This window comes from Castellaniella caeni NBRC 101664 (assembly GCF_001592225.1).
GTDB classification, from domain to species: Bacteria; Pseudomonadota; Gammaproteobacteria; order Burkholderiales; family Burkholderiaceae_B; genus Castellaniella; species Castellaniella caeni.
On sequence record NZ_BCWN01000011.1, the window covers coordinates 40,738 to 59,048 of the forward strand.

The 18,311-nt window shown below is 61.9% G+C and carries 20 protein-coding genes; 5 read left to right on the forward strand and 15 right to left on the reverse strand.

Going from position 1 to position 18,311, the window contains the following annotated elements; all coding sequences use genetic code 11:
- The first annotated feature begins 51 nt into the window (after window positions 1-51).
- Both CCA01S_RS08600 and CCA01S_RS15275 read left to right on the forward strand, forming a co-directional pair.
- Window positions 52-732: a methyltransferase family protein gene (locus CCA01S_RS08600; RefSeq protein ID WP_066456937.1), complete on the forward strand. Its 681-nt coding sequence runs from the start codon at window positions 52-54 to the stop codon at window positions 730-732.
- Window positions 733-1,100: 368 nt separating this feature from the next.
- Window positions 1,101-1,598 carry a class I SAM-dependent methyltransferase gene (locus tag CCA01S_RS15275; protein WP_308411238.1) on the forward strand — a complete coding sequence of 166 codons (498 nt, stop codon included), beginning with the start codon at window positions 1,101-1,103 and terminating at the stop codon, window positions 1,596-1,598.
- On the opposite strand, the gene CCA01S_RS08605 is transcribed toward CCA01S_RS15275, so the two are convergent.
- The 7 genes from CCA01S_RS08605 to CCA01S_RS08635 form a co-directional block, all read right to left on the reverse strand.
- Window positions 1,586-2,947, reverse strand: coding sequence for an ATP-binding protein (locus CCA01S_RS08605; protein WP_066456938.1), 1,362 nt, complete (start codon window positions 2,945-2,947; stop codon window positions 1,586-1,588). The genes CCA01S_RS15275 and CCA01S_RS08605 overlap by 13 nt on opposite strands.
- Complete coding sequence (locus CCA01S_RS08610) at window positions 2,923-3,588, reverse strand: response regulator transcription factor (RefSeq protein ID WP_066456941.1); 666 nt, start codon at window positions 3,586-3,588, stop codon at window positions 2,923-2,925. Before CCA01S_RS08610 ends, CCA01S_RS08605 begins: the two co-directional genes overlap by 25 nt.
- Window position 3,589: 1 nt before the next feature.
- Window positions 3,590-4,189: a DedA family protein gene (locus tag CCA01S_RS08615; RefSeq protein WP_066456943.1), complete on the reverse strand. Its 600-nt coding sequence runs from the start codon at window positions 4,187-4,189 to the stop codon at window positions 3,590-3,592.
- A 13-nt stretch (window positions 4,190-4,202) separates the two neighbouring features.
- The gene (locus tag CCA01S_RS08620) at window positions 4,203-4,625 is read right to left on the reverse strand and encodes a hypothetical protein (protein WP_066456946.1); all 423 of its coding nucleotides are present in this window, start codon (window positions 4,623-4,625) and stop codon (window positions 4,203-4,205) included.
- Between the two features lie 30 nt (window positions 4,626-4,655).
- Complete coding sequence (locus CCA01S_RS08625; RefSeq protein ID WP_180984141.1) at window positions 4,656-5,444, reverse strand: COG4705 family protein; 789 nt, start codon at window positions 5,442-5,444, stop codon at window positions 4,656-4,658.
- 90 nt (window positions 5,445-5,534) lie between these two features.
- On the reverse strand, window positions 5,535-5,864 hold the full coding sequence (locus CCA01S_RS08630; protein ID WP_066456948.1) for a PepSY domain-containing protein: 330 nt from the start codon (window positions 5,862-5,864) through the stop codon (window positions 5,535-5,537).
- Between the two features lie 203 nt (window positions 5,865-6,067).
- Window positions 6,068-7,144 carry a DMT family transporter gene (locus CCA01S_RS08635; RefSeq protein WP_066457080.1) on the reverse strand — a complete coding sequence of 359 codons (1,077 nt, stop codon included), beginning with the start codon at window positions 7,142-7,144 and terminating at the stop codon, window positions 6,068-6,070.
- Window positions 7,145-7,191: 47 nt separating this feature from the next.
- On the opposite strand from CCA01S_RS08635, the gene CCA01S_RS15280 reads away from it, so the two are divergent.
- From CCA01S_RS15280 to CCA01S_RS08650, 3 genes are all read left to right on the forward strand, one after another.
- Window positions 7,192-7,470 (forward strand): metal/formaldehyde-sensitive transcriptional repressor, encoded by a 279-nt coding sequence (locus tag CCA01S_RS15280; RefSeq protein WP_084386620.1) that lies wholly within the window; start codon window positions 7,192-7,194, stop codon window positions 7,468-7,470.
- 170 nt (window positions 7,471-7,640) lie between these two features.
- Window positions 7,641-8,234 carry an undecaprenyl-diphosphatase gene (locus tag CCA01S_RS08645; RefSeq protein WP_066456952.1) on the forward strand — a complete coding sequence of 198 codons (594 nt, stop codon included), beginning with the start codon at window positions 7,641-7,643 and terminating at the stop codon, window positions 8,232-8,234.
- A gap of 51 nt (window positions 8,235-8,285) precedes the next feature.
- Window positions 8,286-9,503, forward strand: coding sequence for an MFS transporter (locus CCA01S_RS08650; RefSeq protein ID WP_066456954.1), 1,218 nt, complete (start codon window positions 8,286-8,288; stop codon window positions 9,501-9,503).
- Window positions 9,504-9,649: 146 nt separating this feature from the next.
- Here CCA01S_RS08650 and CCA01S_RS08655 read toward each other — a convergent pair whose 3' ends face one another.
- The 8 genes from CCA01S_RS08655 to CCA01S_RS08690 all read right to left on the reverse strand — a co-directional run bounded on the left by CCA01S_RS08655 (window position 9,650) and on the right by CCA01S_RS08690 (window position 18,232).
- Window positions 9,650-10,510: an ABC transporter permease gene (locus tag CCA01S_RS08655; RefSeq protein ID WP_084386621.1), complete on the reverse strand. Its 861-nt coding sequence runs from the start codon at window positions 10,508-10,510 to the stop codon at window positions 9,650-9,652.
- Entirely contained in the window at window positions 10,507-11,292 is a 786-nt protein-coding gene (locus CCA01S_RS08660) for an ABC transporter ATP-binding protein (RefSeq protein WP_066456963.1), read from the reverse strand. The genes CCA01S_RS08655 and CCA01S_RS08660 overlap by 4 nt, the downstream gene beginning before the upstream one ends.
- A gap of 19 nt (window positions 11,293-11,311) precedes the next feature.
- Entirely contained in the window at window positions 11,312-12,319 is a 1,008-nt protein-coding gene (locus CCA01S_RS08665; RefSeq protein ID WP_084386622.1) for an ABC transporter substrate-binding protein, read from the reverse strand.
- Between the two features lie 181 nt (window positions 12,320-12,500).
- The gene (mmsB, locus tag CCA01S_RS08670) at window positions 12,501-13,388 is read right to left on the reverse strand and encodes a 3-hydroxyisobutyrate dehydrogenase (protein WP_066456968.1); all 888 of its coding nucleotides are present in this window, start codon (window positions 13,386-13,388) and stop codon (window positions 12,501-12,503) included.
- Between the two features lie 31 nt (window positions 13,389-13,419).
- Window positions 13,420-14,616, reverse strand: a complete 1,197-nt coding sequence (locus CCA01S_RS08675; protein ID WP_066456970.1) for an ABC transporter substrate-binding protein — start codon at window positions 14,614-14,616, stop codon at window positions 13,420-13,422.
- Between the two features lie 63 nt (window positions 14,617-14,679).
- Entirely contained in the window at window positions 14,680-16,023 is a 1,344-nt protein-coding gene (locus CCA01S_RS08680) for an aspartate aminotransferase family protein (protein ID WP_084386624.1), read from the reverse strand.
- 33 nt (window positions 16,024-16,056) lie between these two features.
- Window positions 16,057-16,929, reverse strand: coding sequence for an ABC transporter permease (locus CCA01S_RS08685; RefSeq protein ID WP_066456972.1), 873 nt, complete (start codon window positions 16,927-16,929; stop codon window positions 16,057-16,059).
- 13 nt (window positions 16,930-16,942) lie between these two features.
- Entirely contained in the window at window positions 16,943-18,232 is a 1,290-nt protein-coding gene (locus tag CCA01S_RS08690; protein ID WP_084386625.1) for an ABC transporter permease, read from the reverse strand.
- Between the last annotated feature and the right edge of the window lie 79 nt (window positions 18,233-18,311).

Below are 18,311 nucleotides of genomic sequence, written 5' to 3' on the forward strand. Positions count from 1 at the left end.
TAAGTTTCAGGCTGTACACTTGTCCCCTTCCGAAGCGTAAGGGACGCTGTGATGAGCCAGCAGAAATCCTCTCCTCTCAACCAAGACTCCAATGCAACACCCGACGAGATCAACTCAGCTTGGGAACGCCTAGCCCGATCACAGGTAAGGCGCCGTCATGCCCTAGGATGGCTAGCCACCATCGCGGTATGCTCGCTGCTTTGGGTAGGCTCGGCGTGGCCAGAATCGAGTTTCCAGCACCAAGGGCTGGAATGGATCGGCCTGGGGCTGATCATCTTGGCTGTGTTGGGACGCGCGGCATGCATGCTGTATGTGGGTGGCCGAAAGGGCACCGACCTAATAGTCGAGGGGCCCTACTCCATAAGCCGAAACCCGCTATATGTCTTTTCCATCTTGGCGGTATTGGGTATTGGCTTGCAGACGGGTAGCCTGATTGTCGGTTTGGTTTTTGCATTCGCCGCCTACCTGATCTTTCGTTGGATCGTAGAAGAAGAGGAGATTCTGCTACACAAAGCGTTCGGCGCGGCTTTTGATGTTTACCGCCAACAGGTACCACGATTCTACCCACGATGGCATCTGTGGAGATCTCCAAAGCATATAACGGTAGATTTAGAGGGGGTATGGAAAACCATTCGTGACGCCCTACCTTACTTCCTCGCGATCCCAGTCTTCGAGCTAATCGAAGCTGCTCAAGAAGCTGGGTGGGTGCACATATACCTCACCTTGTTCTGAATCGCTCCAGGTGTGTTTTCAAACAGCTTGGCCTGTTCCTGTGCGTGGACTCCTGCCTGGCGCGTCGAACGACACCGTTTGATCTTGTGCTACGTTCGTGCTGACAAGAACCTCAGCGTAGCCTAAGTCTGTTCGACTAGCCTCAACGCATTGAATCAACGGAGAGTTCCATGTCAAGGTTCACGGACAGCACACGGCGGTCATTCGTCAGCGACCTAAGGTCCATTGGAGTCGACTGTGCGACCAGCACGTATCGGGCGGCAAAGTCCTTTGAAACATCCTCTTCAGCCCTATTTGTGCATGAGTTTCTTAGAAAGCCTACTATCGTCGGAGCAGTGTGGCCAAGTTCCACAGGGCTTGCGCGCCGTATGGCCTGTCCGGTACCTGTACAGAGCGACGGCCTGGTAGTAGAGCTGGGTGCCGGAACAGGGTCAGTGACACAAGCCCTACTCGACAGAGGCGTATCGCCTATGCGCCTTCGAATCGTTGAGCGCTCTGCGGCCTTAGCGCAGCATCTGCGTCGTCGCTTCCCAGCGCTGCCCATTTGGCAAGCAGATGCTGCGGACCTCATAAATCTGCTGCCGGAAGGCGCAACGGTAGATGCTGTCGTCTCCAGCCTGCCACTACGCTCACTGGCTCCCCAACTTGTCTCGGCGATTCTTGATCAATGGCGAAGCGTCCTACGCCCGGGTGGCCTCCTGGTGCAATTCACTTACGCTCTACGCGGCGAATCTGCAGAATTGCAGAATGATTTTGCAGCATGCGATAGCAGCATCGTCTGGAAAAATATGCCACCAGCAAAGGTTATGGTCTATAGGCGCGTGGACACGCTAGTCGCCGACGAGTTGGAGGCTCATGAACTGTGACTCGTCGGAATGCAAACCGTGACGGTCAGTCCGGTCTGCGTGGATGGGTCTGTATTATCGAGCGTTACTTGCGCCCCCATCCGGTGGGCGATGGTCTTGACGATAGCCAGCCCCAGGCCTGATCCAAGTGCGTCGTTGCCAAGCACGCGATAAAAAGGGTCAAAAACGCGCTCCCGTTCCTGTGGCGGAATCCCTGGCCCCGTATCTGAAACCTGCACGACCACGATCGCGCCGGCAACATGGGTCGCAAGATCCACCCGACCACCATCGGGCGTGTAGCGAATGGCGTTGTCCACTAGATTTTTAACCAGTGTGAAAAGATCCAGCTCCGTCGCGCAGACGGTGGTATCGGGCCCCTCCACAACGCCCAGATCTATACGCTTGGCTTTCGCCATTGGCATCAGGTCTTCCAACACCGCGCGGTAGATGCCGCGCACCAAGACGGGCGCTCCAGGCATCTCTGTCGCTGCCTGCACCTTGGAAAGGCTCAGCAGCTGGTTGAGCAGATTACGCCCGCGTTCAATACCCTTTTGCAAGATACGCAGCCGCTCGCGGGCAGCGCTGGACATCTCCAGATGCTCCATGCGCTGCGCCTGCAATGACAGTGCCGTAAGCGGGGAACGCAGCTCGTGCGCAGCGTCAGCCACAAATCGTCGCTGGACATTGACGGATTCCGCAACGCGAACGAGAAGCCGATTGATGGCGAGCACAAAGGGGCGCACTTCTGTGGGTAAATGGCCATCATGGATAGGTTCCAGGCTGCTTTCCGCACGCGCATCAATTTGCCTGGAAAGGTCCGTAATAGGACGGAACATCTTGCGTACGAGCTGTGAGATGATGAGAAGCAGTACCGGCACGAGGATCAGAAACGGCAGAAGCGTGCGCCATGCGCTGTTGTAGGCCATTTCATCGCGTGCGTCGGTTTCCTGCGAAACGGCAATTCTGGTCCCCGTGGCTATGGTTTTCACCAGCACACGGTATGACTCATCCGCGATGGTGAGAGTATGCAGACCATCCTCAAGCGCGTCAGGCAAGGGCAAGGCACCTCTACCGTGCATCTTGCCAGCGAAATTGCCCCTTGCTCCTAATACCTGAATGGTGATTGTCGTATCGTCGTCCGCATCTTCAGTGCGGGGTGCATCCGCGCCAGGAGCCCATGTCAGACGCTGCTGATCCACCAATGAGGCAATCTGGTGCAGCATGTCGTCTTGCAGATCATGCGCTTCATCGAAGGCCGATAGAAACGAGAAAACGCCCGCAACTACCGCCACAGCGATGATTGTGGCCGTAAGTGCAAACGACAGTCGATACTGAACTGAGGTGCTCAGCCGCTTTTTGAGACCATCCATCCGAGCCCCCTCACGTTTTCGATGACGTCATTGCCCAGTTTTTTGCGTAATGCATGGATGATGTATTCAATGGCATTGCTTTCCACCTCTTCGCCCCAGCCATAGATACGGTCCTCCAGATCCGCGCGCGACAGAATGGCGCCAGGCCTGGCAAGGAGTGCCCGCAGTAGGGCAAATTCGCGCCCCGTCAGGCGCACGGGGGAACAGTCCCCCACTGCCGCCTCTCGTGTTTCGGGATCAAGCGTTAGCACGCCATTGCCGAGCACTGGCGCGGCGTTGCCCTCTTTACGCCGCAGTACCGCCCGCATGCGGGCAAGCAACTCGTCCATCTCGAAAGGCTTGACGAGATAATCATCCGCACCGCCATCAAGCCCCCGCAATCGGTCGCCTAGCGCATCGCGCGCGGTCAAGATAACTAGCGGCACTGGGTTGCCGTGCGCACGGATGGCTCTCAGCACATCTTGTCCGTCCTTGCCTGGCAAACCCAGATCCAACAATATCAGGTCGTAGCGCTGGGTGTCGGTAGCCGAGAGTGCGGCGAGGCCATCGCTTACCCAGTCCACCGCATACGCAGCCTCCTTTAACGCGTCCTGAACGGCCTCGCCGATCATGGAATCGTCTTCAACGAGTAAAACTCTCAATTCAGCTTCTCCGAATCTGTTGCCGTGCCCGCCTGGCTTGGATAGCCTGCCTCCCGTGCCTGCCAATCTTCAGAAGGATGACTACGCCAGCGATAACGGCTAGGGTCCAAATTTCATCCACATCAAAATCACCCAATAGCGGTAGTAGGTGGCTCAACCCCTGCCCAAGTCCGTAGCCGATGCTCCCGACGACTATGGCCCAAATGGCTGCCCCCGCGAAGTTGAATACGGCAAATCGTGCCCAGTGAACACCACTCGTACCGATTGCAATGGGACCTGCTACTCGCAGGCCATAGAGAAAGCGGATGGCGAGGATAAGAGGTGCGTCGTGACGCTTCAGTAGTGCCTGAACTCGGGCGATGCGTGGTTCGAGCGATGGAAATCGGGCGATGAGCCGCACACCATAGCGATGCCCTAGGAGGAAGAAGATCTGGTCTCCCAGGAACCCGAAAGTGGCGGCGATGGCGATCACTATGGGCAGCCGTAGATAGTCATGGGAAGCTGCAGCGGCCGCTGCAAGGAGCACCGTTTCTCCTTCAAGAAAAGTGCCAAATGCAACGGCCCAGTAGCCATAGGACTGAATCAACCCGGTGACATCCATCTGCTCATTCGCCTCAGGCCTTTCCCTGAAGCTTATCAAAAGTTTGAAGAAGCGCGGACAACGCAATCTTGCAGTCGACCTGGTTGGGCGGATCCGCGCGTACTGCCGTAAGTGCCGAGTCGATTGCCTTATCCAGTATGTGCCAATTGCTGGCGTCCCTGGGCTTCAGACCCGCTTCGGCTGAGTCCCAGGCTACTTCCAGATCCTTGATCCGAGACTTGGCACGCGCAAGATCCCCTTTATCGACAAATGTAGCAACGTCAGCCGTCATCTTTCGGAACGAAGATAAATCTCCTAACTTCGAGGCTGTCGGTGTCAACGCGGCTGATGTACCCGCCGACAAATTGGCAGACTTTGAGCAGCCCGTAATCATGAAGAGTGGGAAGGCAATGACCAGGGTCAGGGCCGCGCGAGTCATGAGAGGTGTAACTTGCATGAAATGTTCCTGTTCTCTTGATGGACTGGTTTACCGGCTCGCCCGCAGCGGGCTGCCGGCCCGGACCTCGTACTGCTCAAAGGCCACCAACAACACGATGACTGTCAGAAAGAGTGCGCTTGTCCAGGCTGTCCCCATACCGAATCCGCCATAGGTTTTCGCCTGAGTGAGCAGATCGCCCAGCGAAGCACCCAGAGGGCGGGTCAGGATATAGGCGATCCAGAAGGTCAGCACGGCGCCTCCCCCCATCCGGAAGCTCGCATAAGTGGCGGCAATGAGTCCGCCAAAGATCATTACACCCACGGTAAAGCCCATGCCCAGCGCCTCAGTGGCGAGGTCTCCCGCCGCAGTGCCCAGGGAAAACGTGCACAGGATCGCTGCCCAATAGAAGAGCTCACGTCGACGCGACACAATGTCATGGATGGAGAGGGTGCGCTCCACGGCATACCAGGCTACAAAAATGACCATCAGCAGCACAGCAAAGATTGGCGTGCTGACATACAAACTAACCCCGAGACCGTCCGTGAGCAGGTCCGTGATCTGCGTTCCGACAATGCTGACGAGTACGACCGTGAGCCAGTACGCCCAGGGGGTATAGCGCGGCCTTCGCAACTGGACAGTCAAAGCGGCGATGAGAAGTACCGCCATGAGAGTGCGGGTTGCGACCTGCCCCAGTCCTGCGTTCACCGCCAGGAAATCCGCAGCGGTTTCGCCCACCGTAGTGGACATGACCTTGATAATCCAAAAGGATAGCGTGATGGCGGGAACCTTCACGAACCAGTCGTTCGAGTTCATCGTATTCAAAGGTGAGATATTCATGATCGTGTATCTCCGATAACCGGCTTCAGGCGACAGGATCCCCTGAGGGGCAGTGTCACCTCAGGGGATCTTATGCGTATCAGTGAATCATCAGTCGTCATCCTCGTCGTGATCAGACGTGTCGACTTTCGACGAAATAACGGTTCCTTTTTCAGCATCGACTTTGACGTCAAAGACTTTGTCACCGCTTACCACTTCTACTTTGTAGAGCGGGCCTTCTTTGGCGTCGCCTTTGAATTTGGCTTCGACGGCCTTGCCGCTGGCGCTCTGCTCAGCCGTGGCGATTGCTTGCACCAACGAAGTCTTGGCACCCGATATCGCCAGGGCGTCATTCTGTCCGTGGCTGGTAGCGGCATAAGCGCCTGTTCCAGCTGTAGCGATGACGATAGCTGCAATGGTGGGTTTGATGTAACGGTTCATGGTGGACTCTCCAAAAGGAAACGCAGGAATTGCGCAGTGGAGAGACTACGGGGTGCGACTTAGGACAGGCTGAGGAACCGTCTAAGGCAAGGGCTGCCGCTTTTGTGTAGCAGACAATCAACGACCGATTTGCTGCTTCAGAAGCGAACCTGATACAAGGGCGTAAAACAATGGACCAATATCAGTCCCTCGAATGATCGGCATCAATTACCATGATCAGAGTGCCGATGCCGATGATGAATGTCCGGATAGTGCGGATGGTTGTGTGTAATCGGCGCATGCGTATGCTCGTGCGTATGTGGCTCGCGCCCGTCCCACGGAAAATCATGGCTGTGATGGTGGTGCTCGTCATGCACGTGGCGATGGGTATGGATGATTGCCTCGTGCGTGTGCATGTGCTCATGGCGTTCCGTAAGGTGGAGCCAGACGCCAACCGCCATGAGGACGAACACCACCCAGAAGACTCCCGTGACCTGCTCGCCAAAAATCAGTATGGCAATTGCAGCCCCGATGAATGGGGCTGTCGAGAAATACGCCCCCGTGCGCGCCGTCCCCAGCCCCCGCAAGGCCAGTACGAACAAGACCAAGCTCACTCCGTAGCCTAGAAGTCCTACAATCATGGCCCCGCCCATCGCGACGGCACCGGGAAGCCGGGCCCCGAGAACTAGAGCCATGCCAGTGTTTACGACCCCGGCCACCATTCCCTTGAGGCCTGCGAGGAACAGGGCATCTGAGGCCGATACCTTGCGGGTGAAGTTATTGTCTAACGCCCAGCACAAGCAAGCACAGGCGATGAAGAGACTCCCCCAACTCCAGCCTCCCGTGCTCTGCCGCATATCCGGCCAAGTCAGTAGCGCTGCGCCGGTCACAATCACCAGCATGCCCAGCATAACGTTACGGTCCGTGCTTTCCCGGAATACCACCCAGGCGATCACGGCCGTGAGCACGGCCTCGAGGTTAAGCAGCAGTGACGCCGTCGAGGCCGGCGTCGTTGCAAGCCCGAACATCAGGAGCAGCGGCCCAAGCACACCGCCAAGACCGATAGCAAGGACGAGCCACCCCCACTCGGGTCGCGACAGCGACGGTATACGCCAGCCACGATCGCGAAGCAGCCGGACCAACCCAAGCCCAATGCCACTGCCAAGATACAGTAGCCCGGCAAGCAGAACGGGTGAGGTGCCCTTTAGCAGCACTTTGGCAAACGGCGTGCTGGCGCCAAAGAGTGCGGCTGCCCCCAGCGCTGCATAGACTGACGAAGACCAGAAGGCACGAGCTTTCATGAGAGTTATACTATACCCCACTACCCTATAAATTACCTATTATCGTTATGAGCCATACCAATCAGGGGAAGACTAGGCTGCTCGCCCGTGTGCGCCGCATTCGAGGTCAGGTAGAGGCAATCGAAAGGGGACTGAATGCTGAAAAGGAATGTGCAGACATCCTGCATCAGGTAGCCGCAGTGCAAGGTGCCGTGCGGGGGCTGATGACCGAACTCATCGAAAGCCATATCAAGGGACATGTCGCAGGTGCAGAGGTTGCCAGCCAAGCTGATCGTGAGCAGGGTGCAAGTGAGCTCATTGATGCCATTCGAACTTACCTGAAGTAAGACAGGCCCCAAACAATTCATTGAACATTGAACCGGCTTGCAATGAAGTGGCACGCCCCTGGATAGCAGCTTTTCCTCAGTCTGTCCTAAGTCCGGCCCTGTAAGCTTTCTCCCGCGAACAACTTCGGCCGTGAGAACAGGTCATTTCAAAGCAGGGGCACGTAGATTCCATGGAAGCTATCAACCAGTCACTCTTCCTGTGGTTTAACGCACCAGACCACCCAGACCACCTCATTCTTTCCATCGCCATTTTTCTGGCTAGGGACCTCATCTGGGCGATACCGGCACTGATCGGAATTGGTTGGCTCTACGGCGGAACCCGTACACGGCAGCTCCTATTGGTCGCAACGGCAAGCGCAACACTGGGGCTGTTCGCCAATCAACTGATCAGCCTATTCTGGTGGCATCCACGCCCCTTCATGGTTCATCTGGGCCATACCTTGATTGCTCACGCACCCGATTCATCTTTTCCAAGCGACCATCTGACCTTGTGGTGGGCCGTTGCGTTCAGCTTCCTTGCACAAGGGCGGCACAATCTGGGCACGGGGCTGGCCCTTCTCGGGCTCCCACTTGCGTGGTCGCGCATCTACCTCGGGGTGCATTTCCCGCTAGACATGGCGGGCGCCGGCCTTGTCGCGGTGGCAAGCACCTGGCTATCGCTACGCACTGCCTTCTGGTATCTGCCGCCCGCCTTCCACCTGGCAACCCTGATTCACCGTAAGATATTTTCACCGCTGATCGCGTGTGGTTGGGTCAAACGCTGAGCACACTCACCATATTGCTGACGGCGATGGCCCAAAGAAGGAACCGAGATCATGCAATCCGTTGAGACGGAGACTAGGACCTACAACCCGCCCTCAAAAAATATCCCACACGGGGTCTGGGTTTTGGGTTTCGTCAGTCTGCTGATGGATGTCTCGTCGGAACTCATCCACAGTCTGCTGCCCATGTTTATGGTGACCACGCTGGGCGCCAGCGCCCAGGAGGTCGGCTGGATCGAAGGTATCGCCGAATCTACCGCGCTCATCATCAAGGTGTTCTCCGGAGCCCTCAGCGACTACCTGGGTAAGCGCAAGGGATTGGCGGTCTTTGGTTACGCGCTCGCAGCATTGACCAAGCCGTTGTTTGCGCTGGCGCCCACAATCGGCGTGGTGTTTGCGGCACGCCTGCTGGATCGCATCGGCAAGGGCGTGCGCGGCGCACCACGTGACGCGCTGGTCGCTGACCTGAGTCCCCCGGAGATCCGTGGCGCAGCCTTCGGCCTGCGACAGGCGCTAGATGCGGTCGGCGCCACCCTGGGGCCGCTGCTAGCCGTGGGTTTCATGCTAATCTGGGCGGATCACTTCCGCACGGTCTTTTGGGTGGCTGTGATTCCTGGAGCAGCTTGTGTCCTGCTCCTAATCTTCGGCCTGCGAGAGCCTACTTCCACACGAAAAATAAAACGCATTAATCCGATCCGCCGCGAAAACCTGCGCCGCATGCCAGCCAGCTACTGGTGGGTGGTGGGCATCGGAGCGGTCTTCACCCTGGCCCGCTTCAGCGAGGCCTTTCTGGTCCTGCGAGCCCAGGACAGCGGCATCGCCATCGCTCTCGTGCCACTGGCTATCGTAGCCATGAATCTCGCGTTCTCTGTGTCGGCCTACCCTTTTGGAAAACTTTCAGACCATATGAGCCACCAAGCTCTGTTGGCGCTAGGCCTGGTGATGCTGATCGCAGCCGACCTACTGCTAGCGATGGGGCAGCACTGGACCATCATCACAGCCGGTATTTTGCTGTGGGGAGTTCATCTGGGAGCGACCCAGGGCTTGCTTGCTACCATGGTGGCGAATGCCGCACCGCCCGACCTGAGAGGTACTGCTTACGGGTTCTTCAACCTTGTGAGCGGCGTTGCCATGCTCTTTGCCAGCGTTTTTGCGGGCCTACTCTGGGAAAAAATGGGCGCAGCCGCCACGTTCTACGCAGGCGCCAGCTTCTGCACTATCGCACTCGCAACCTTGGCGGGCTATTCACTAGCAGGTCTACGTCCGACCTGATGGGCGAGGATGCCCTACTTTCCTAGAGCCCTTGATCCGATGGCGTACTGCCTCCACGCGCAAACATGGCGAAAGCCTCTACTTCTGCATGCATACCCGATTGAAGCGGGCTTGCCACAGGTCAAAGCGGGTGACCAAAGGCCGGTTCAACTGCGGCGCGACGGCATCCAGCGCAGGAAAAAGCGCTCGATCAGCGCCACGGCGGCGATTCCCGCCGTGGTGAACAGCGTGAGCGACAGCAAGGCGGCAAAGACCAGCGGCACATCCATGTTGAACTGCGCCGTCAGGATCAGATAGCCGATACCGGCATTGCCGCCAATGAATTCGCCCACGATCGAGCCCGCCAGCGCAAGCGGGATCGCCACCTTGAGGGCGTCCGTCAGGTAAGGCAGGGCATGCATCAGGCGCACCTTCAGGAAGATGCGCCAGAGCGTGCCGCCCGCCAGGCGCGACAGATCGAGCACGTCGGCCTCGATCTCGCTCAGGCCGCTGAGCGCACCGACGAAGATGGGGAAGATGGCCAGCAAAAAAGCCAGCAGCACTTTGGACTGCGGCCCCAGGCCCAGCCAGATCACGAACAGCGGCGCCAACGCGATCTTCGGGATGCCGTTGAACGCCGAGAGCAGCGGCAGCACGAAGAGCTTGAGGCCGCGCACGTAGACCACGGTCAGCGCCAGCAGCACGCCGACCAGCAGGCTGAGCGCGAGGCCGGCCAGCGTGGTCAGACTGGTGACGCCCAGGTGATGCATCTGCAGGGAAAAGGTCTGCGCGAAACGGGTGGCCACGGCGCTGGGCACCGGCAGGACATACGCCGGAACGCCCGACCAGGGCACGCCCCACTGCCACAGGGCCAGCAATGCACAGGTGGCCAGTACCGCCTTGAGCGCCGCGCCGCCGCCTGCCCCCGTGGGACGACCCGGCCCCCGGACGTGCGCCCTGCCCTGCGGCGCGGGCGCGGCGGGGCCGCCCCCTGGAGGCAGCTGGCTGTCTGGCGGGCGCGCGCTCATGCGACCGGCACCTGCGTGTACGGGTCGGCCTGGATGTTGCGCTCGATGCTGTCGCGGATCGTGGCGCTCAGGGCGAGAAAGGCGGGCGATTGCAGCGTCTGAGCCGTGCGCGGGCGCGGCAGTGGAATATCGACGATGCGCTCGATGCGGCCAGGCCGCGCGCTCATCACGAGCACCTGGTCGGACAGCAAGGCCGCTTCAGTGATGCTGTGCGTCACGAACAGCACCGTGCTCTTGCGCGCGCCCCAGATGCGTTGCAGCTCGAAGCCCAGCTGCTCGCGCGTCATGACGTCAAGCGCGGCGAAGGGCTCGTCCATGAGCAGCAGCGAGGGCTGCAGCAGCAAGGCGCGGCAGATGGCGGCACGCTGCTGCATACCGCCCGACAGCGCGTGCGGATAATGGTGCTCGAAGCCCTGCAGGCCGGCCAACGTCAGCAGCTGGCGCGCCTGTGCCTCGTAGCGGCGCGCGGGTTGGCCACCCATCTCGGCCACGAACAGGACGTTTTCCAGCACCGTGCGCCAGGGCAGCAGCACGGGCCGCTGGAAGACCATGCCGGCGCCCGCGACAGGGCCATCGACGAGCCGACCATTGGCGCGGATGCTGCCCGTGGTGGCGGGCGCAAGCCCGGCGACCAGGCGCAGCAGGGTGGATTTGCCGCAGCCGCTGGGGCCCACGATGGACACGAAAGACTGCGAGCCGATCTCGAAGGACACGTCATCCAGAGCCTGGGTAGCCGAGTCGAACCATTTGCCCAGGTGGGACACGCTGAGAGCGACGGACATCCGTGGGTTTCCGCCCCGCTCAGGGCTCGATCATGGCCGCGTCGAAGACGTCGGCGGGCTTGAGTCGGTTGGTATCGAGCGACAATGCCGTCCCGACGATGTCGATGGTGCTTTGCAGGCGCGGCTTGCTTGCCAGGCCGTAATGGCCGCCTTGCGTCGGGTTGGCACCCATGGCGGCCACGGTGGCGCGCCACTGGGTTTCAATGGTGTCCAGATTGAGGATGGGATTGGCCTGTACCATGATCCGGGCGGCGTCATCCGGGTGCTCGATGGCGTATTCCATGGCCTGGCGCGTGGCCTGGGCAAAACGCGCCGCGGCCTGGGGGTCGGCCTGCAGTTTCTGGTCGTTGCCGATCAGCCAGAGGCCATAGATGTCGTAGCCCCAGTCGTAGAACGAGAAGGCGTAAACCTTCTTGCCACGGGCGCTGGCGATTTTTTCAAGCGCGGGCACGTCGCCGTCGAGCGACGAGCTGATGAGATCGACCTGACCGCTGAGCAGCAAGGAAAAATAGACGTTGGGGTCGGCGGCCACCCATTTGAAGGGCAGCTGGGCCAAGTGGTTGCGCCCGAGCACCACGGGGAAAGCCACCCGTGCGCTGTCCGCCTGCGCGGCGGCGATTTTCTTGCCGCGCATGGATTCCAATGTCGGGAAAGGCTGCAGCGAGGCCAGCGCCACCGCCGACTTGTTCATGTAGACGAAGGCGCCCTTCACGCGCGCGCCCTTGGCGATGGCCTGGACGACCGGGCTGACGTCGGCCACGCCATAATCGGCCTGGCCGCTGCCCACGGTGGAAATCACCACGCCGCTGCCCGCAGTGGGCAGAATCTTGACGTCGAAGCCGGCGGCTTTGTAGTAGCCCTGCGCCACGCCGACGAACAACGGCGCGTACTTGCCGATGAAAGTGTGATTGGTGAGCACGGTGAGCGGCTTCAGGGGCGCGGCGCTGGCCGCACCGGGCAGCAGGGCCGTCCCCAGCGTCACGGCGGTGGACAGAAGCGAGGCGGCAAGCAATCGTGGCAGGTTCATGGGACGCAAGGGTTCGTTCTTGAGCGGACTCCTATTATCGCATTGCCGCCCACGACAGGGGGCGTTGACCGTGAGCGAGGATGATCCACGGCTGTTGTCGCGCGCCGTTTCGGCACCCGCGAGCGGGCGGTCACAGACGCAGGGCGGTCACATACCCCGCCCTGCGCCCTATCGCGGCGCCCTATTCACCGGAAACGATCTTGTACATGTAGCTGAAGTCGCGCCCACCGTGCCCTTCGGCCACGGCGGCTTCGTACATCTGCGTCGCCCGGGCGGCAAACGGGGTTTCGTAGCCCACGGTGCGGGCCGCAGCCTGCGCCAGGCGCATGTCCTTCAACATCAGGGACATGGCGAAACCCGGCGCGTAGTCCCGGTTCGAGGGGGCGCCGGGCACGGGCCCCGGCACGGGGCAGTACGACTGCAGCATCCAGCAGTTGCCCGAGGCGTGCGTCATCACGTCATAGACCTTTTGCTCGTCGAGGCCCAGGCGTCGGGCCAGCGCCAATGTTTCGCTCAAGGTGATGGCGCTCATGCCGGCCATCATGTTGTTGCAGGCCTTCATCGACTGCCCCGAGCCGGCGGCCCCCACGTGCACCACCGAGCTGCCCATGTGCTGCAAAATGGGCTCGGCCCGCTCGAAGGCGGCCGCCGTCCCACCCACCATGAACACCAGCCGGGCCGCCTCGGCGGCGGGCACCGCCCCGGAAACCGGCGCATCGACCATGTCAAAGCCTTGCTGGGCCGCCAGGTCGTGCACCAGCCGCGAACTCTCGACGTCGATCGTGGAACTGTCGATGAGCAGCGCCCCTGGCCGCGCGTGAGCCAGGATGCCGGCTTCTCCCTCGTAGACCTGGCGCACGTGGGTTCCCGTGGGCACCATCGTGATGACGACATCGGCCTGTCCCACGGCGTGCGCGATGGATGTCGCTGCCTGCCCCCCTGCTTGGCTCAGGGCCTGCAGCGCGTCAGCGGAAAGGTCGAAGCCCAGCACCCGGTGCCCGCCGCGCAGCAGGTTGCGACTCATGGGGGTGCCCATGTGGCCCAGGCCGATGAAGGCGATCGTCGTCATGCGTGTGTTCCTTTTGATTGTGTGTTCAGGTTCAGGACTGTTTGACCAGCGGGCATTGCGACTCGGACAAGGGCCGCGTGACCAGGTCGGCCGGCAGGGTGCGCAGCACGGTGTAGTAATCCCAGGGGGCGTGCGACTCGGCGGGCGTCTTCACCTGTACCAGGTACATGTCGTGCGCCATGCGGCCGTCCGCGCGGACAACGCCGTTGTGCGCGAAGAAGTCATTGACCGGCAAGGCGCGCATCTGCGCGGCCACGGCCTTGCCCTCGACGGTGCCAGCGGCCTTCACCGCCTTCAGGTAGTGCATCACGGCGGAGTACGTGCCTGCCTGCACCATGCCGGGCTTGCGCTTGGTCTTCGCCTCGAAGCGCTGGGCGAATTCGCGGCTTGCGTCATCCCGATCCCAGTAGTACGCGGTGGTGGCCACCAGGCCGTGGGCCTTGTCCAGGCCCAGGGCATGCACGTCGCTGATGACCATGGCCAGGGCAACCATGCGCTGCCCCGCCGACGTAATGCCGAACTCCGAGGCCTGCTTGATGCTGTTGGTCGTATCCAGGCCGCCGTTGGCCAGTGCCACGATCTGGGCGCCGGAGGACTGTGCCTGCAACAGGAACGAGGCGAAGTCGGACGATTCGACGGGGTGGCGCACCTCGCCCAGCACCTTGCCGCCGTTTTCCTGTACGGTGCGGGTCAGGTCGGCGGCCATCTGCTTGCCGAAAGCATAGTCGGCGGCCAGGATGAACCAGCTCTTGCCGCCGTCCTCGATCACGCCGCGCGCCGTGCCCACCGAGGCGGCATAGGTGTCGAACACCCAGTGAAACCCGGTAGGCGAGCAGGCCTTGTCGGTCAGCGCAGCCGAAAACGGGCCGGTGGCGATCGTGACCTTGTCGAGGTCTTTGGCCAGGCCCTGTACCGCCAGCGCCACGCCCGAGTTGGTCAGGTCGGTGATCATCTCGACGTGCTCCAGGTCGAACCACTTGCGCGCGATGGCCGACGCCGTATCCACCTTGTTGTGGTGATCCGCCGACACGACCTCGATCTTGCGGCCCAGCACTTCGCCGCCGAAATCCTGCACCGCCATCTCGGCCGCCGTCACCGAGGTGACGCCGCCAAAGTCGGAATACAGCCCCGACTGGTCGTTGAGCACGCCGATGCGCAAGGGGTCGGCAGCCGAGGCCAACTGTGGCAAGGCCAGCGCCAGGGCGGCGGCCAGCAGCATTTTTTTCATGTTCATGTCTCCGTTGTGTGAAAGCGGTTCATCGAGTGACGTCATCGGGCGACGCGGTGGCGCTCAGCCGGGCCGGTGCTGCATGTCGTGCCGCAGCGCGTCGATGGCCGAACCCCAGGCATCGATCGTCTGCCGGACTTCGTCCGCGCCGTGCGCCATGCAGACGTAGTATTTCGTGTCTCCCTTGAAGATCCCGCGCTCGCGCAGCAGGACGTTGAAGCGCTTGGTCAGCCAGGCGTCGCCGTTGATCGTGTCGCGGTAATCGCGGATCTCGTCGCGGTGGAAGATGACGTCGAACAGCGGCTCGACGCCCAGCACCTGGGCGGGCAGATCCGCCTGCCGGAGCATCTCGGCCAGGGTGTCGCGCAGCGTCTTCCCGGTGGCGAAGAAGGCCTCATAGACGCCCGACTGGCGCAGCAACTTCAGGGTCGCCAGGCCCGCGGCGGCGGCGATGGGGTTGCCGCTCAGGGTGCCGATCTGCACCAGGAAGCGGTCGGCGCCGACCTCGGCGCGGTCGAACAGCGCCATGATGTCCGCGCGGCCCGCGATCGCGGCCAGCGGGAAGCCACCGCCGCAGGCCTTGCCCAGGGTGCAGATGTCCGGCGTGATCCCGAAGTAGGCCTGCGCGCCGCCATAGGCCATGCGAAAGCCAGTGACCACTTCGTCGAAGATCAGCAGCACGCCCGTCTCGGCGGTGACCTCGCGCAGCGCCTCCAGAAAGCCCGGGCGCGGGGCGATCAGGCGCTGGATCGGCTCGACGATGACCGCCGCGAGCTCATCGGCGTGCGCGCGGATGAACGCCACCGCGGTGTCGGTGTCGTTGAAGGGGGCGACCACCACCTCGTCGCGCACGCTGCGCGGGATGCCCGGCGAGTCGGGAATCGGCTCGGGAAACGTAGGCGCGCGGGTGGGTGCCAGGCTCATCAGGCCGTAGTCGCTCATGCCGTGGTAGCCGCCCTCGAACTTCAGGATCTTGTCGCGCTGGCGAAAGGCGCGCGCCAGCCGCATGGCGAAGAAGTCGGCCTCGGTGCCCGAAGAGACGAAACGGACTTTCTCGGCGCACGGAACCGCCGCGACGATCTCTTGCGCGAGTTCGATGCCGGGCCGGTTGTTGGCGAAAAAGGTGGTGCCCTGGGGCAACTGGGCCAGCACGGCGGCCGTGACGTCCGCCTGGTTGTGGCCCACCAGCATCGGGCCCGAGCCGATCAGGTAGTCGATGTACTCGTTGTCGCTCTCGTCCCACACGCGGCCCCCCTGCCCCCGGGCGATGACGATCTGCTCGGGCAGGTTGCCGAACGTGCCGCCCGGCAGGCAGCGGGCGGCCAGTTGCGCCAGTTCCCGCTCCCGTTCCGTCAGGATGTTTTGCGTGCGCTGCCCAGGCTGGGCATTCAAGGTGCTGCTGCTCATGGTCGTATGCTCCTTTCAGGAAGGGATGGGATTTCAGGAAAGAACCGGGTGATCTTCAGGGGACGCCTGCCTGGCGTGCTCCGCCCGCCGCCGCAGGGCTTCGAGGCTGACCAGGAAGACGATCGAGGTCAGGATCAGCAGCGTGGCCACGGCGAGGATCGTTGGGCTGATGATTTCGCGCAGCCCGGAGAACATCTGCCGGGGCACGGTCTGCTGCTGCGGCCCGGCCAGGAACAGCACGAGCACGATTTCATCGAAGGACGTCACGAAGGCGAACAGGGCGCCCGAAATCATCCCGGGGCGGATCACGGGCAGCACGACGTCCTTGTAGACTTTCAGCGGCGGCGCCCCCAGGCTCAGGCCCGCCCGGTAGAGCGACTGGTCGAAGCCCTGCAGCGATGCGGTGACGGTGATGACGACGAAGGGCGCGCCCAGTGCGGCGTGGGCGATGATGATGCCCGTGTAGCTCGCCACGAGATTGAAGCGGGAGTAAAAGAAGAACATCCCCGCCGCTACGATGATGAGCGGCACGATCATGGGCGACAGGATGGCCGCCGTAATGAAGCGCCGGCAGGGCATCTCCTCGCGCGCCAGCCCCACTGCGGCGACCGTGCCCAGCACGGAGGCCAGGAGGGTGGCGACGATGCCGATGAAAAAGCTGTTCTTGATGGCCAGCAGCCAGTTCTCGCTCTCAAAGATGGCGGCGTACCACTTCAGCGAATAGGCACCGGCATCCAGGCGCAGCATGCCGGGCGTGAAGGTGAAAAAGGGCTCGGCGTTGAACGACAGGGGGATGATGACCAGCACGGGAAAGATCAGGAACAGCAGCACGGCCCAGGAAAACAGCCTGAGCAGGCCGGCGCCCCAGTGGTCGCGCACGCCGTAGATGATTGCAGACGGATTCATGTGGATGGCCCCCCTACCCCAGTTTCAGATTGCCCGCGCCGACCAGCCGGTCGTAGACCCAGTACAGCAGCAGGATGATCGCCAGCAGGATCGAGCCCAGGGCTGCGGCCAGCCCCCAGTTGTTGGTGCTCTGAATGTTGAAGGCGATGACGTTGGAGATCATCTGCCCGTCGCTGCCGCCCACCAGGGCCGGCGTGATGTAGTAGCCCACCGAAATGATGAAGACGAGCAGCGTGCCGGCGCTCAGCCCAGCCAGCGTCAGGGGAAAGAACACCCGGAAGAAGGCCCGCAGCGGCGTGCTGCCCATGGACACCGCGGCCCGCATGTAGCTCGGGTCGATGCCACGCATCACGCTGTACAGCGGCAGGATCATGAAGGGCAAAAGAATGTGCGTCATGGCGATGACGGTGGCAAAGCGCGTGTACAGCAAGTCCAGCGGCGCGTCGATCAGCCCCAGGCGCAGCAGCACCGTGTTGACCACGCCATCGGTCTGCAGCAGCGCGATCCACGAGGTCGTGCGCACCAGCAGGGACGTCCAGAACGGCAGCAGCACGAGGATCATCAGGGCGTTGGCCGTCTTGCTGGGGGCCTTGGCCAGGTAGTACGCCAGCGGATAGCCCAGCACGATGCACAGCACCGTGATGGAAAAAGCGATGCCCAGCGTCTTCAGGTACAGCGTCTGGTAGATGGCCGCCGTGTCCGAGCGGGTGAAGGCACCGTTCTTGAAATCGAACCCGGCGGCCTTGAGATAGTTGCGCGCGGTGTAGGTGTTGCCGGCCTCGGCGACCGCCTGCCAGAGCGCGGTGTCGTGCCAGTCCGGGTTGACGTCCCGCAGCCACTGGCTGGCCTGGGCGTCCGGCATGGCCCCGACGTCCACACCGCGGATGCGCCGGCCCGTCATCTTGAACAGGCTGGCGGCCCCCGGGCTGACCTGGTTGATGGCCGCGCCCAGCTCGCCTTCCTGGCGTTGCTGCGCGAGCGCTTTGAGTTCGACGGCGAAGGTCTTCAGCGTGGCGTCGGGCGGCGGCGCGGTCTGATCCCAGGCGGCCAGCCGATCCAGGGTCTGGGGAATGAGATTGTGCACGGCCGGGCTGTAGACGCTGCGAAACAGCATCGAGCCGATCGGGGCGAAGAAAGCGACGAGCAGGAAGACGAGCAAGGGGGCGACCAGCAGGAAGGCCATGCGCCGCCGCTGCCTGAGGTGCCGGTCGATGCCGCGCGCTTCCGCCTGCGACAAGGCGGCGGAGGCCGACTGCTCGAAAGGGGGCAACGGCTGGCCCGTTGAAATGCTTGCCCTGGTCATCGTCATCCTTCCTGAAGCATGTCTGGTGGGGGCGTGGCGGCCCTGCATCCCGCAGCCACGCCCGACGGTTGCGCGTCAG